We start from the raw sequence: 14,205 nt of genomic DNA on the forward strand, positions 1-14,205 counted from the left end.
CATGAAATTAGTAGTCGCATTAGCCTTTTGCAGTCAGATGGCCTATGCAGAATTTGATCATAAAGAAGTGATTGAGGGGCCGTTTACCCAAGGCTCAGACGTCACTGAGCAATGTATTGAATGCCATGAAGACCATGCGAAAGAGTTTATGAAGTCTTCCCATTGGACTTGGGAGTTAGAGCAAGAATTACCAGGCCGCACTGTGAAGCGCGGTAAAAAAAATAGTATCAATAATTTTTGCGTCTCCATTAGTGGTAACGAGCCGCGCTGCACCAGTTGTCATGCGGGTTATGGCTGGAAAGACAACAGCTTTGACTTTACTGATATGACTAAAGTGGATTGTTTAGTGTGCCATGACACCACAGGAACTTACATCAAAGAGCCTGCTGGCGCGGGTGAAGCGATGGCGAAAGTGAATCTTGAGCGGGTAGCACAAAATGTCGGTCAACCGGTTCGAGATAACTGCGGTACTTGCCATTTTTATGGTGGCGGTGGTGACGCGGTGAAGCATGGGGATTTAGACTCTTCCATGTCATATCCTGAAAAAGATACCGATGTGCATATGGACACTGACGGCAATGACTTCCAATGCCAAACCTGTCATACCACAGCAAGTCATCAAATCTCTGGCAATGCCATGGGCGTGTCACCAGGGGGAGAAAATCCCATTGGTTGTGAAAACTGCCATGACAGTGCACCCCATGACAATAAAAAGCTTAATACTCATACTGCTGCGGTCGCCTGTCAAACCTGTCACATCCCATTTTTTGCTCGTAATGAGCCAACAAAAATGCGCTGGGACTGGTCAACAGCAGGGCAAGAGTTAACTGAAACCAAAGACAAAAACGGCAAAAAAACCTTTATGAATAAGAAAGGGAGTTTTGAATGGCAAAAAATGGTGCCGCCGCAATATGCTTGGTTTAACGGTAAAGCTGATGCCTATATGGCGGGTGATAAAATTGATCCAGCTCAGGTGATAAAACTCACTTATCCTTTGGGTGATATCAATGACAGCAAAGCCAAAATCTACCCGTTTAAAGTCCATACTGGTAAACAGATATTCGACAGCAAATTGAATATTTTAATTACCCCTAAAGTGTTTGGTAAAAATGGCTATTGGGACAAGTTCGATTGGGACTTAGCATCAAAACTTGGCATGGAAGCTAATACCACCATGAAAGACAAAGGCCTCAGTTATAGCGGTGAACATGGCTTTGTGGAAACTGAAATGTGGTGGCGTATCAATCACATGGTTTCACCTAAAGAGCAAGCCCTACAATGTAGCGATTGCCATAACAAAGGTCAGCGCCTTGATTGGCAAGCATTAGGTTATGACGGCGACCCAATGAAGAATAAAAAGGGCAAACGTCACCCAACTGATTAAGGTTATTGGTTTAATCAAAATCGTTTAAATTTGAACCTTGTTTGCAGTGATTAAAAAGTGCTTAGCCCGAAAAGGTTAAGCACTTTTTTGTTGTTACGCTTGAGTCAAAGGAAATACTCGCGGCGGGTCGAGATTGAGCTGACTCAATAGTCGCAAGTTAAAGCAAGGCTTTATTGATGCACTAACACGCCGTTTTTAACCACATCCTTACAAGGATTCACCCCATAAGAGTAGGCCAGTTGCGCTGGAGTGCTGATATCCCATAAGCAGAAATCAGCTGTCATGCCGGCGGCTAAACTGCCGACATTGGCTTCAATACCTAAAGCTTTGGCGGCATTAATGGTCACGCCTTTTAAGGCTTCCTCTGGAGTCAGCTTAAATAAGGTGCAGACCATGTTGAGCATTAATAAGGTTGAGCAAATCGGCGATGAGCCCGGATTAAAATCACTGGCGACCACCATAGGTACATTATGTTTGCGTAACAGATCTATTGGCGGCATTTGGGTTTCACGTAAAAAGTAATACGCGCCGGGTAACAAGGTTGCGCAGGTACCATGTTCACTGAGCGCGATAACCCCTGCTTCATCAAGGTATTCAATATGATCGACTGATTTAGCCCCCATTCTTGCCGCCATAGCGGAGCCGCCTAAGTTAGATAACTGCTCAGCGTGGAGTTTGATATCTAAACCGGCCTGTTTGGCGGCGGTTAATACTCGCTCGGTTTGCTCAAGGTTAAAGGCAATGTTTTCACAAAAAACATCCACTGCATCGGCAAGGTTTTGCTCGATAACCGCAGGCAGCATGTCGTTAATCACCATATCAATATAGGCATCACTTCGTGCGGTGCTGTTTGCAGTGTCTTTATATTCCTCAGGTATCGCATGAGCGCCTAAGAAAGTGGTTTTAACATCAACATGATGATTACGGCCAAGTTCGCGGGCCACTTTAAGGATTTTGACTTCGGTTTGGGTATCCAAACCATAGCCTGATTTAATCTCGACCGTGGTGACGCCTTCTTTGGCTAAGGCGTTTAATCTTTGTCTGCCAAGTTCAAATAGCTCGGCTTCGTCAGCTTCACGACACGCTTTTACGGTTGAAATAATCCCACCGCCAGCGCGGGCGATATCTTCATAGCTGGCGCCTTTGAGGCGCATTTCAAATTCGTTAGCGCGATTGCCAGCAAAAATTAAATGGGTGTGGGCATCAATCAGCCCTGGGGTGATCCAGCCGCCTTTGCCGCGATAGATGGGCATTTCAAATACATCAAATTCAGGCATTTCTTTACGCGGGCCCATCCAAGCAATTTTACCGTCTTTTACTGCAATGGCGGCATCGGTTATTGCGCCATAAGCGACTGAACTGCTTGGATCCATTGTTGCAATATTGACATCAATCCACACATGATCCCACGACATAACCGCTCCTGAAAATACTCATTTTTTAGACTTTATCACAAAACAGTACTTGTTTTAACTTGTATATACAAGGTAAGGTTGTTGGTAGGTTTTTAATCACATCAAGGGCTGGGCGAAATCCGTGTTGGCTAAATTTGCACAAATAAAGCAATCCATTCTGGCTCGTATCGAAGCGGGTGAGTGGCAAGAAAATGATCAAGTGCCATCAGAAAATCAACTTGCTGAGTTGTTCTCTTGTAGTCGCATGACAGCAAGAAGAGCATTGACTGAGCTGGTGGACGCAGGGGTGTTAGAGCGCACCCAAGGTATCGGCACCTTTGTCGCGGGGATTAAATCGCAGTCATCATTATTGGCCATTCGAAACATTGCCGATGAAATTAAAGACCGTGGTCATGGCTACAGTGTTAAGCAGCTTAAGTTAACCCAAATTGCTGCCACAAGGCCCGTTGCGGTGGCCTTGGGATTAGAGATTGGTGACCTTGTGTATTACTCGGTATTGGTGCACTGCGAGCAAGATGCGCCATTACAGGTCGAAGAGCGCTTTGTTAATCCAGAATTAGTGCCAGACTACTTACAGCAAGACTTTACCCAATTAACTCCCCATGAATATTTATCCAAGGTGGCGCCTTTAACCGAAGCCCGTCATCGCATCGAAGCCATCATTGCCAGCGAACAAATGCAGCAATTATTGGCGATTGAGCCATCAGAGCCTTGCTTACAAATTTTACGCCGCACTTGGTCTAGTAAAGGCGTAGTCAGTTTTGCCCGTCTAGTCCATCCCGGCAGCAAGTTTAGCTTAGGTGGTCATTTAACCTTTAACGGTTAGCTACTTGTGGGCGAATCGTAACTAAACACTATTTAAAAGTAAAAATAGCTGCGACAACAGCAGCATAAATATCATAACAACCAAACTGACCTAGTTAGTTGAAGAGGAAAATATGGATAACACCATTAGTAAAAGACACGACCCTAGCCGCCGAATTATTGCCCCTCATGGCAGTAAATTGAGTTGTAAAAGCTGGATGACAGAAGCGCCAATGCGCATGCTGATGAATAACCTGCATCCTGATGTAGCCGAGCGCCCTGAAGATTTAGTGGTTTATGGCGGTATTGGCCGCGCAGCCCGTGATTGGCAGTGTTACGACAAAATAATTGAAGTACTGCAACGTCTAGAAGATGATGAAACCTTGATGGTGCAGTCAGGTAAACCTGTGGGGGTTTTCAAAACGCACAGTAATGCGCCGCGGGTGATTATTGCTAACTCCAACCTAGTGCCACATTGGGCTAACTGGGAACACTTTAACGAGCTGGATAAAAAAGGTTTGGCTATGTACGGCCAAATGACCGCCGGTTCGTGGATTTATATTGGCTCCCAAGGCATTGTTCAGGGGACTTATGAAACCTTTGTCGCCATGGCCAAGCAGCACTTTGGTGGCTCATCTGCGGGTAAGTGGATTTTAACTGGTGGCCTTGGCGGCATGGGCGGCGCGCAGCCTTTAGCCGGCACTATGGCGGGTTATTCAGTATTAACCTGTGAAGTAGATGAAACCCGTATTGATTTTCGTCTGCGGACTCAATATGTCGATAAGAAAGCCACTAATCTTGATCAAGCATTAGCCATGATTGATGAGGCTAATGCCTCTGGTAAGCCGGTATCCGTTGGTTTGCTGGGTAATGCTGCTGATATTTTTGCTGAGTTAGTTGAGCGTGGTATTACCCCTGATGTGGTGACGGATCAGACTTCTGCCCATGATCCACTCAATGGTTATTTACCCCAAGGTTGGACATTAGAGCAAGCTGTCGAAATGCGTAAAACTGACGAAGCGGCAGTGGTTAAAGCGGCTAAGCAGTCAATGGCGGTGCAAGTTAGAGCAATGCTGGCGCTGCAAGCGGCAGGGGCGGCCACAACAGATTATGGTAATAACATTCGTCAAATGGCCTTCGAAGAAGGGGTTGAAAACGCCTTTGATTTCCCCGGTTTTGTGCCAGCTTATGTGCGTCCACTATTTTGTGAAGGTATTGGTCCGTTTCGCTGGGTGGCATTATCGGGCGATCCTGAAGATATTTATAAAACTGATGCCAAGGTCAAAGAGCTTATTCCTGATAACCCTCACTTGCACAACTGGTTAGATATGGCCCGAGAGCGTATCGCCTTCCAAGGTTTACCGTCACGAATTTGTTGGGTGGGATTAAAAGACCGTGCCCGTTTAGCATTAGCGTTTAACGAGATGGTTAAAACGGGCGAGCTATCAGCGCCGATTGTCATTGGCCGTGATCATTTAGATTCAGGCTCAGTTGCCAGTCCTAATCGTGAGACCGAATCCATGCTCGATGGCTCAGATGCGGTTTCTGATTGGCCATTAATGAATGCCTTACTTAATACGGCTAGCGGCGCAACTTGGGTGTCATTGCACCATGGCGGTGGTGTGGGAATGGGCTTTAGTCAGCACTCTGGGGTGGTGATTGTAGCCGATGGTAGTGATGATGCAGCAGTGCGTTTAGGCCGAGTATTATGGAATGACCCAGCCACAGGCGTGATGCGCCATGCGGATGCTGGATATGAACTTGCGCAACAATGCGCCCAAGAGCAAGGCCTAGATTTGCCAATGCAAGGAGCTAAATAATGACTGCAACACCTTATAAACTGCTGCTAAAACCAGGCACACTGACGTTAGCGCAATTACGCCGTATTGGCCGTGGTGCAGTTCATCTAACCTTGGCAGAAGAAGCGATTCCTGAAATTAATACCAGTGCCGCGATAGTGCAACAAGTATTAGATGAAGGCCGAACTGTATATGGCATTAATACTGGCTTTGGCTTATTAGCTAACACCAAAATTGCCCCTGAGGATTTGCAGTTATTGCAGCGCTCAATCGTGTTATCACACGCTGCGGGCACAGGCCAATACATGCAAGATGCCACAGTGCGTTTAATGATGGTGCTAAAAATTAACTCATTAAGCCGCGGCTTTTCAGGTATTCGCTTAGAAGTGATTAACTTTCTTATTCAGTTGGTTAATGCCGGTGTTTATCCCTGTATTCCAGAAAAAGGCTCAGTGGGCGCATCGGGTGATTTAGCGCCGCTATCACACATGTGTTTGCCTATGTTGGCAGGAGGTGAGATGAGCTACCAAGGTCAAATCATTACAGCAGCAGAAGGGCTTGAAATTGCAGGGCTTAAACCAATAGAACTGGCTGCAAAAGAAGGTTTAGCACTGCTTAATGGCACCCAAGCGTCAACCGCTCTAGCCCTTGAAGGTTTATTCCATGCTGAAGATTTATTTGCTGCAAGTTCAGTTATTGGTGCCATGAGTGTTGAAGCGGCTATGGGCAGTCGTAGCCCGTTTGATGCCCGTATTCACGCGGCTCGTGGCCAACAAGGTCAAATTGATTCAGCGGCTATCTTCCGTCACTTGCTAGCTGATGAGTCTGAGATCAGCCAAAGCCATGTTGATTGTGAAAAAGTGCAAGATCCATATTCTTTGCGCTGTCAGCCGCAGGTGTTGGGGGCGTGTTTAACGCAAATTCGCCACGCTGGTGAAGTGTTAGGGGTTGAAGCCAATGGCGTGACCGATAACCCGCTGGTATTCCAAGACACCGGCGATATTATCTCTGGCGGTAACTTCCACGCTGAGCCTGTGGCGATGGCGGCAGATAACCTTGCCATTGCTATTGCTGAGTTAGGCTCAATTGCCGAGCGCCGCATAGCATTGTTGATTGACTCTAGCTTATCGAAATTACCGCCGTTTTTAGTTAAAAATGGTGGGGTGAACTCAGGCTTTATGATTGCACAGGTGACGGCGGCGGCATTAGCATCTGAAAACAAAACCTTTGCGCATCCAGCTTCTGTGGATAGTTTACCGACCTCGGCGAATCAGGAAGATCATGTCTCTATGGCAACTTTTGCAGCTCGTCGGTTGCGTGATATGTCTGAAAATACCCGTGGGGTGTTAGCGATTGAGCTATTAGCTGCAGCGCAAGGGTTAGATTTTCGCACTCCATTACAACCCAGTGATGCGGTAGTGAAAGCCAAAGCCGAGCTGCGTGAAGTGGTAGCGTATTACGATAAAGACCGCTTTTTTGCGCCGGATATCGAAGCGGCGACAGATTTACTCTATAGCGCCAGCTTCAATGGTTACTTACCTGCGGGCATGTTACTGAGCTTTTAGGGGGTAGCGAGTTAGCAGCTTGAAACAAAAGGCTTGAACAAAAAGACTCAAAACAAAAAAAGGACCAGCGGGTCCTTTTTCTATTATGACGATTTTGATAATGCTTACATGGTAAAACCAATGGAGATTATTGCCGCTTCGGCACTGGTGTCGTAACCCGCGCCGATGACAAAGCTATCAAACACGGTGTAGCGTACCCCAACTTCAGCGCCCCATTCTTTATCGCGGTTAGATTCCCAGCGCGGCTTGCCGTTAACTTCGCGGGTGGAAATATTGTTGGTGTAGTTTTGTTCGTTTATAAAAACCGTGGCGCCGCCATAGAGATTAAAATTTTCAGTTAGGCTATAGCTTAACCCAAAGCGCCACATGTATTCTTCGGCATAAGCTTCAGCCGGCTCTGGTACATCAAGGTCGTATTTATCACCCCAAGCATAACCAATATAATAGCCCCAGTCGGCGTAATCAGGGTCAAAATGTTTCATGGCAAGGGTGATACCAAACATATCGCCGCGGCTATCGATAAAATCCACTAACAAGGCAGTCGAAGGCTTAAACTTTTGTTCATCCGTTTCTGCGCGGGCGTTACTGCTAACCGAGAGAATGCTCAGTGTTAGGATGACTGCTAGCCAAGTGTGTTTCATAGGAACCTCAATTCGTTTTAATGTTCCAATGGTAAGTGAAGGGAGCTCTAGGTCAATTAATGTGCTCAACTTTGCAACCAATATCATTAGTTTACTTTGGTATGCTGTCGCCTTGTTTGAATGCGGTGGTGATTTGATGGCGAACTTGTTATCAAATTGAAAGCGGGTTAATTAATCGATAAATATGCTATTTTGGATCGTTCTCAATAAGTCTTTGTTCTCTATAATGGCTTTGGATGTTGTAAACCTAGTCTTTCAATCAGTATAAATGTGTAAGGAATTAATGCGTGGATAACGAGTTACGTGATGATATTGCCAGTTGGTTGCTTGATATTGGGGTGAATAGTCAGCCCTCTGACAGTGTAGCAACATCAATATTACTGATGGTGAGCTTTATTGTGGCAACTATCGCTTATTACATTACCAAAAAGGTATTTGTAAAAGCGGTTAATGCGATGATCCGTAAATCGACCGTGACTTGGGATGATATTTTCATGCGCTATGGCGTATTGGAAAAATTGTCCTTGTTAGTGCCAATCATGACCTTGGACTTACTGATCCCGATTATTTTAACCCATCAACAGTTGCTGGGCTCAGTCATTGACCGTGGCCTAAGCGTGCTGGTGGTCATTTTTGTTATTCGGGCGATTTACGCCTGTTTAGATGCGGTAAATGAAATTGCTGATGTCAGGCTGATTAGTCGCCGCTTACCGGTTAAAAGCTTCGTACAACTATTTAAACTATTTTTATTCTTTGTTGGTTTTATTATTGGCATATCAGTGATTGCAGATGAGTCGCCAATTTACTTTTTAAGTGGTTTAGGTGTTGCCACCGGTTTAGTGATGTTGGTGTTTAGGGACACCATTTTAGGCTTTGTTGCTGGGATTCAATTAGCTGCTAACCGTATGGTGAGTAAAGGCGATTGGATTCAAATGGACAAATATGGCGCTGATGGTGCTGTAGATGAGGTATCACTCAATACCGTAAAAGTACGTAACTGGGACAATACCATCACCATGATCCCAGCTTATGCGCTGGTATCAGACGCCTTTAAAAACTGGCGCGGTATGTCAGAAAAGGGCGGCCGCCGAATTAAGCGTTCAATTAATCTTGATGTTAATAGTATCCACTTTCTGACAGAAGACGATATTACTCGGTTGTCGAAAGTGAATTACCTTAAAGATTACTTCCCTAAAGTATGCTCAGAAATTTCCCATGCCAATGAGCAGGTTAGTGATATTGATATGCCGGTTAATGGCAGACGCTTAACCAATGTGGGGACGTTTAGAGCTTATTTAGATGCCTATTTACGTCAAAATAATAAGCTACACAAAGACATGACTCTGATGGTGCGCCAACTTGCGCCAACGCCAGAAGGTCTGCCTATCGAGTTATATGTGTTTACCAATGACGTCCGCTGGGCCTTTTATGAAGGCATTCAAGCAGATATCTTTGATCACGTCTTTGCCATCTTACCTGAATTTGGTTTACGTGCTTTTCAAAGCCCTACTGGGGATGATATTCGTAGCATCAAGCCACACTAGCTTTTTGGCTGCTCATCCGAGGGAATATAGTGCGGGATAACCTTAGGGTGGCGACCGTTAATATTACGGAAAAAATCTAAAATACGATTCATGTCAGTGGCAACATCGCCACTGGGATGCAGCGGTTGATTAATCACAATAGACTTGGTTTTAAAATCTAATCCCACGGTGATTATCGGCACCTTGGCTTTAGTGGCAATATGATAAAAGCCGGTTTTCCAGCGAGTAACCGCGCTTCTGGTTCCTTCGGGGGCCAGCGCCAACTTATATTGGTTATCGTCATTAAATAGCTGCACCACAGCATCGACCATATTGTTGTTTTTGCGTCGATCCACAGGGCTGCCGCCTAAGGCTTTAAAAAACCAACCCCAAGGGGGAATAAACAGCTGATGTTTGCCTAAAAAGTGAATTTTTACCCCTATAGCAAAGCGGGCGATAATACCGACAATAAAGTCCCAATTACTGGTATGTGGGCCAACCACCATAATGAATTGTCCATCAGCGGCGACCTGGCCGTCTAATTTCCAGCCATTAATGGCCAATAGCCATAAACAAAATTTACTAAACATGCGCTATTTTCCAGTTTATTTCACTCTGATACGCTAGAATCTAACCATAACAGAATGAATTTATATATTAATTTCACAGAATCTCATGTTACAGATATCGCTTATCTCAACATGTTTTATAAGCCAAACTGCAGTTGGGATTAACACGACACAGCATGCTTACTGGGTTATTAATCTAATGCAAAAGTACTAAATCATTGTTATTACTGTGGCACTCGTGTTGGGTAATTTCAACCTTGGTACAAATTAAGGAGAGTGTGTGAAGCACCCGATAATTATTTTATTCGCCGTTATTTTTGGTGGTTTTACTACTATGTTAGCGGCAGAAGATAAACCAACAGCGACTCAAACCGCCTCAGATGTTGCACTCAAACAAGCTGAATTAAAAATCGTGCCATTAAAACCTGCTTCAACTGCCAAGGTCGAAGTTGGCGTGATTGAACCCGTTGCCGATTTAAAGGTAGAGCCAAGCCCTTCAGATAGCTCACCTAAAACCACGAATACAGCAGATATTGCAGCAGAGCAGCTAGTTAGTGCCTTTACCGACACCTTAACTTCAGCGCCGGCTGAGGCTGAGGTTGAGGCTGAGACTGATGCCGTCAGCGCAGTTGTCTCACTTGAACAACAATCCGTGTCACTAGACGAAGTTAATACCAATAGTGCTATACCTACAGATAGAATTAGAGCAGTGATTTCACAGCAAGAACAAGCCTGGAATAGCGGCGATATTGATGCCTACATGCAAGGCTATTGGCAAAGTGACAATTTACGTTTTGTGTCTAATGGTAAGTTTAGCTACGGTTGGGATGTAATTCTTGCTAGCTATAAAAAAAGTTATCCTGATTCAGCGCGCATGGGCAAACTGTCGTTCAATGTGAAAGAGATTAAAATGCTCAGCAACTACGCCGCATTGGTTGTGGGTCGTTGGCAATTAGAACGTACAAAAGACAAACCTAATGGTGTGTTCACCCTACTGATAGAGCGTATTGATGATAAGTGGGTGATAACCCATGATCATTCATCTGATTAATTGCTTGGCTGCGAATATTAATTCGGACTTAGGGTGTTATAACAAAATGCTGTTGCCCTAAGTTTCGAGCTTTGCCGTCATAACGCACTTCATAAAAGTCGATGTTGCCGTTTTTATCTCGCATTACCACACTGGTTGAACGGGTGCCATATTCTGGATGGCGAATAAAAATCGACGACAACAGCCTTTCCCACTCAATTTCAATGCCAGTACTAGGTAGGCTGCTATCTTCAGCTTGAGATTCATCACGCATAAATGCCAACATTTGTTCAATATTGGGCTGCTTTTCAGCTAATAGATGCTGCTCTAACGCCTGTAATCCCTTGGCCATTTTCGGCCAGACATCATCTATAGCGCCATTACTCACAGCATGAAAACCTTTAGTCAATGGCGTGTTCTCAGCAGTGACGCTATTAAAACAGTAAAGTTGCTGCTGTTGCTGATAAACAAGATTAAACGGACTGTAATTAGCGCTGTGTTGGCGTAGCCAATCAAGGCTGACATCTTGGCGAAGATCGAGAGCGTTAACCACCAGTTCGCCGCGACTTCTTAGGCCATCGGCTTGTTGATTGCGAATATTGGTAAGGCCTGCAAAGTGACCTTGTTGATTCACTCCAAGCCAAGTGCCGCCAGCTTGTAGGTCTTTGCCTGCTAATATCGACTGAGATTGAGGTAAATTGCTGTTAGCAACTGTTTGCCAAAAATGGGCTGGATCGGTGGCGCGATGATGAAACTCATCACGATTAGCGCACACAATCAGTGGCCATTGGGGATGCATGTCTACCGCGATAAATAAAATACACATAGGCTTGGTTAAGTCGGCTCAGTTATTCGGTCGATGATAAAACATCATAGCCTGAATAACATGAACCTGACAGTAACCCTCGCTTAATGCGGCGGCTTAATTAGTGGTGATGTTTATGCTCTGTTGGCGCAGCCGCAGATTTATCTGAGGTATTAGCACCATGGGCGTGTCCATGGGAGTGATTGTGATTATGATCATGGTTATGACCGCTAAACTTAATCATTAAGCGACTTAAGAACTTACGTGGTCCTAAGCGCAGTAAGCTAGCACTAAAGATTAATCCCACCACAACTAATCCCGCAATATTAACGTTATTTGGCAAGGTGAGTAACTGGTGCCAATCAACCAGATACTGGTGTGCGAATAACAACGCGACGGCTAATACAGCTGACAATGACAAGCGCATGCTCCAGCTCATTAGTTTTAACTGGCTAAGGCTAAGCACAGGCGCTGCAATAAGTGCAAATGCCACTGCGACATTGCTCCAGCCGCTATAGGCTAATGATAATGCCAGTACTGCCGCGCCTAAATTACAAAAACGCATCGGTAGAAAGACGACTAACAAGATTAATACTTGCAGTGCTGGGTGCTCAAGATGTACCGACGGATGACCAATGAGGTTGGCTAAAATTAAGCTAAGGGCAATCCAGGGCGCGCTGCGATCCACTAAATGTGCAAACCCAAAGCGCCAAGCCGATTGCGGTAAATTCTCGTGGGGATCGGTAAGTTCAACTTTACCCAAGCTGAGTAACGTGCCAATCGCCAACAATGAAATAGCTTGATATATGGCAAACCAAGGCCCCAATAATAGCAAGGTGATCAGCAAGGCTTCAGGGCCCGCTAGACGCTGTAACCAGCGACTGGAGAGGCTACTGTTTTGCGGGGTTAACCCAGCTTTGAAGCGCGCAGTGGCAATTAAGTAACTGGCAATTAATATTGGCGAGATGGTCAGTAACCAAGACATAAACTGATCCGAGCCATGGCTGTGATGGGCGTGTGCGTGGGCATGGCCACCACTGTCCATTAACAATAATACAGTTAGTAATGCGACCCCCAATAAACTGCCAATGCCTGCTTGGTATTGATAGCGACCTTGATGATCTTCTTCGTGTTGTCCGTGGGGCTGATGTAGCACCACATGCAAAATTGATCCGGTAACAAAGGCTTGTAAATAAACGGTATTATCTAAGCTGAGGCTATCGAGTAGTTGCTCGCCAGCAAAGTAACCCAAGCCTGTGAGTACCATCATCGCAGCTAATACCGCACTGGCCCAGCGGGTACCAACCTGGGGTTTTAATAGCCACCAAATTGCCACACCAACGGGTAAGCGATGCATAATCACTCCCAGCGCTAATAAGCTAGAGTTACCCTCTTGTTGGGCTAAAACCATGGCGCCACCATCGGTAATGGTGTGCAGCAATAGTCCGCCAATCCCTAAAGTTAGGGTAACGTTATGGGTAATATCTGAGTAGCGGTGGAAAAGCCGTTCACTGGCTGTGGGACCCCATAAGCCAAGCACCACGAACAGCAAAGTGATAAAACCACCATGTTCAAGGAGTTCAGGCAAAATATGGATAAGCACCAACCCGCCTAATGAGACGAAGATAAATCCATCTAAGCCTTTTTGTAGCCCACTCCCTGATGAGAAGTAGCGATAAAAAAGCGGTCCGAATAAAAGTGCAATACAACTAGCAGCTAGATAGAGCATGGGATCCAAAGAATCAATGAAACGGAAAAAACACCGCAGTATATCGCAGTCTTTCAATTAACTTAATACTTGCTTTGCTTGATTATCACTCATGATGACAATTTACACGGTAAAGATAGCCTTCAGCGTTGCAAGATAGAGCGAAAGTCACGGTTATTTCTGCCAAATGACTGTATTAAGTATACAATAGTAGTTCATTGTTAATAATTAATAGAACTAATGTAATGGACATCTTTTCTGCTGCAGTCATGCTTTTCCTGATTATGGACCCTTTGGGCAACTTGCCTATTTTTGCTTCAATTTTGCGACATATTGAACCCAAAAAACGCCGCCGAGTGCTTATTCGTGAATTATTGTTTGCGCTGGCAATCATGTTGCTGTTCTTGTTTGCCGGCGAGGTGATCCTTAATTTTCTTAGCCTGCGTCAAGAGTCAGTGAGTATTGCAGGCGGGATTATTTTGTTCTTAATTGCCATTAGGATGATTTTCCCACAACCGGGCGGCGTGGTAGGTTTAGCCGCCGGTGAAGAGCCATTTATTGTTCCTATGGCTATACCGTTAATGGCTGGGCCATCAGTGTTAGCTGCATTAATATTATTGGCGCACAGTGACAGTAGCAGAATGATGGATTGGACTATTGCCTTAGTGGCGGCTTGGGGTGTGAGCGCAGTTATCTTACTATTCTATAAAGTCTTTACTCGCATATTAGGCGAAAAAGGCTTAACCGCAGTCGAGCGTCTAATGGGTATGGTGCTGGTAATGATTTCGGTGCAAATGTTCTTAGACGGGGTGTCGAGCTATTTAAAAACTGCCGGCTAATCAGCTCATGTCAGGCATCGCTATAGTCAATAAGGCCGCTTAATGCGGCCTTTTGGTTTTCTACGCAATATTCTCTACCTTTCAGTTTATCTTCGATTATTTTTTACTTCTTTAGTTGTATAA

The 14,205-nt window shown here is 45.1% G+C and carries 12 protein-coding genes; 7 read left to right on the top strand and 5 right to left on the bottom strand.

Annotation, left to right across the window (positions count from 1 at the left end):
* Window position 1 precedes the first annotated feature (1 nt).
* Complete coding sequence (locus AB4160_RS00095) at window positions 2–1,384, top strand: tetrathionate reductase family octaheme c-type cytochrome (RefSeq protein ID WP_372003169.1); 1,383 nt, start codon at window positions 2–4, stop codon at window positions 1,382–1,384.
* A gap of 170 nt (window positions 1,385–1,554) precedes the next feature.
* On the opposite strand, the gene hutI is transcribed toward AB4160_RS00095, so the two are convergent.
* Entirely contained in the window at window positions 1,555–2,799 is a 1,245-nt protein-coding gene (gene hutI, locus AB4160_RS00100) for an imidazolonepropionase (RefSeq protein WP_303412875.1), read from the bottom strand.
* A 121-nt stretch (window positions 2,800–2,920) separates the two neighbouring features.
* Between hutI and hutC the strand changes: the two genes are divergently transcribed.
* From hutC to hutH, 3 genes are all read left to right on the top strand, one after another.
* Window positions 2,921–3,625 (top strand): histidine utilization repressor, encoded by a 705-nt coding sequence (gene hutC / locus AB4160_RS00105; protein WP_372003107.1) that lies wholly within the window; start codon window positions 2,921–2,923, stop codon window positions 3,623–3,625.
* Window positions 3,626–3,749: 124 nt separating this feature from the next.
* Entirely contained in the window at window positions 3,750–5,423 is a 1,674-nt protein-coding gene (gene hutU, locus AB4160_RS00110; protein WP_372003172.1) for a urocanate hydratase, read from the top strand.
* Window positions 5,423–6,967, top strand: coding sequence for a histidine ammonia-lyase (hutH, locus tag AB4160_RS00115; RefSeq protein WP_372003110.1), 1,545 nt, complete (start codon window positions 5,423–5,425; stop codon window positions 6,965–6,967). Before hutU ends, hutH begins: the two co-directional genes overlap by 1 nt.
* Before the next feature lie 104 nt (window positions 6,968–7,071).
* On the opposite strand, the gene AB4160_RS00120 is transcribed toward hutH, so the two are convergent.
* Window positions 7,072–7,608 carry a TonB-dependent receptor gene (locus AB4160_RS00120; protein ID WP_372003112.1) on the bottom strand — a complete coding sequence of 179 codons (537 nt, stop codon included), beginning with the start codon at window positions 7,606–7,608 and terminating at the stop codon, window positions 7,072–7,074.
* Window positions 7,609–7,895: 287 nt separating this feature from the next.
* On the opposite strand from AB4160_RS00120, the gene AB4160_RS00125 reads away from it, so the two are divergent.
* A complete protein-coding gene (locus AB4160_RS00125) occupies window positions 7,896–9,152 on the top strand; it encodes a mechanosensitive ion channel family protein (protein ID WP_102476488.1) in 1,257 nt (418 codons plus the stop codon).
* Here the strand turns inward: AB4160_RS00125 and AB4160_RS00130 are convergent.
* Window positions 9,149–9,721, bottom strand: a complete 573-nt coding sequence (locus tag AB4160_RS00130; RefSeq protein WP_303446154.1) for a lysophospholipid acyltransferase family protein — start codon at window positions 9,719–9,721, stop codon at window positions 9,149–9,151. The genes AB4160_RS00125 and AB4160_RS00130 overlap by 4 nt on opposite strands.
* A 631-nt stretch (window positions 9,722–10,352) precedes the next feature.
* Between AB4160_RS00130 and AB4160_RS00135 the strand changes: the two genes are divergently transcribed.
* Window positions 10,353–10,751 carry an SgcJ/EcaC family oxidoreductase gene (locus tag AB4160_RS00135; RefSeq protein WP_102435939.1) on the top strand — a complete coding sequence of 133 codons (399 nt, stop codon included), beginning with the start codon at window positions 10,353–10,355 and terminating at the stop codon, window positions 10,749–10,751.
* Between the two features lie 28 nt (window positions 10,752–10,779).
* On the opposite strand, the gene AB4160_RS00140 is transcribed toward AB4160_RS00135, so the two are convergent.
* Entirely contained in the window at window positions 10,780–11,556 is a 777-nt protein-coding gene (locus AB4160_RS00140; RefSeq protein ID WP_102531509.1) for an NRDE family protein, read from the bottom strand.
* Window positions 11,557–11,656: 100 nt separating this feature from the next.
* Window positions 11,657–13,264 (bottom strand): metal transporter, encoded by a 1,608-nt coding sequence (locus AB4160_RS00145; protein ID WP_372003115.1) that lies wholly within the window; start codon window positions 13,262–13,264, stop codon window positions 11,657–11,659.
* A 224-nt stretch (window positions 13,265–13,488) separates the two neighbouring features.
* Here AB4160_RS00145 and AB4160_RS00150 point away from each other — a divergent pair, with 224 nt between their 5' ends.
* The gene (locus tag AB4160_RS00150) at window positions 13,489–14,082 is read left to right on the top strand and encodes a YhgN family NAAT transporter (RefSeq protein WP_102435945.1); all 594 of its coding nucleotides are present in this window, start codon (window positions 13,489–13,491) and stop codon (window positions 14,080–14,082) included.
* Window positions 14,083–14,205: the final 123 nt, after the last annotated feature.

This window comes from Shewanella sp. 10N.286.51.B8, assembly GCF_041469325.1.
Classification (GTDB): domain Bacteria; phylum Pseudomonadota; class Gammaproteobacteria; order Enterobacterales; family Shewanellaceae; genus Shewanella.

Excerpts from the sequence above, each read along its gene's own strand:
- AB4160_RS00095 (WP_372003169.1), top strand. The coding sequence starts at position 2 with ATGAAATTAGTAGTCGCATTAGCCTTTTGCAGTCAGATGGCCTATGCA.
- hutI (WP_303412875.1), bottom strand. The coding sequence starts at position 2,799 with ATGTCGTGGGATCATGTGTGGATTGATGTCAATATTGCAACAATGGAT.
- hutH (WP_372003110.1), top strand. The coding sequence starts at position 5,423 with ATGACTGCAACACCTTATAAACTGCTGCTAAAACCAGGCACACTGACG.
- AB4160_RS00120 (WP_372003112.1), bottom strand. The coding sequence starts at position 7,608 with ATGAAACACACTTGGCTAGCAGTCATCCTAACACTGAGCATTCTCTCG.
- AB4160_RS00130 (WP_303446154.1), bottom strand. The coding sequence starts at position 9,721 with ATGTTTAGTAAATTTTGTTTATGGCTATTGGCCATTAATGGCTGGAAA.
- AB4160_RS00140 (WP_102531509.1), bottom strand. The coding sequence starts at position 11,556 with ATGTGTATTTTATTTATCGCGGTAGACATGCATCCCCAATGGCCACTG.
- AB4160_RS00145 (WP_372003115.1), bottom strand. The coding sequence starts at position 13,264 with ATGCTCTATCTAGCTGCTAGTTGTATTGCACTTTTATTCGGACCGCTT.
- AB4160_RS00150 (WP_102435945.1), top strand. The coding sequence starts at position 13,489 with ATGGACATCTTTTCTGCTGCAGTCATGCTTTTCCTGATTATGGACCCT.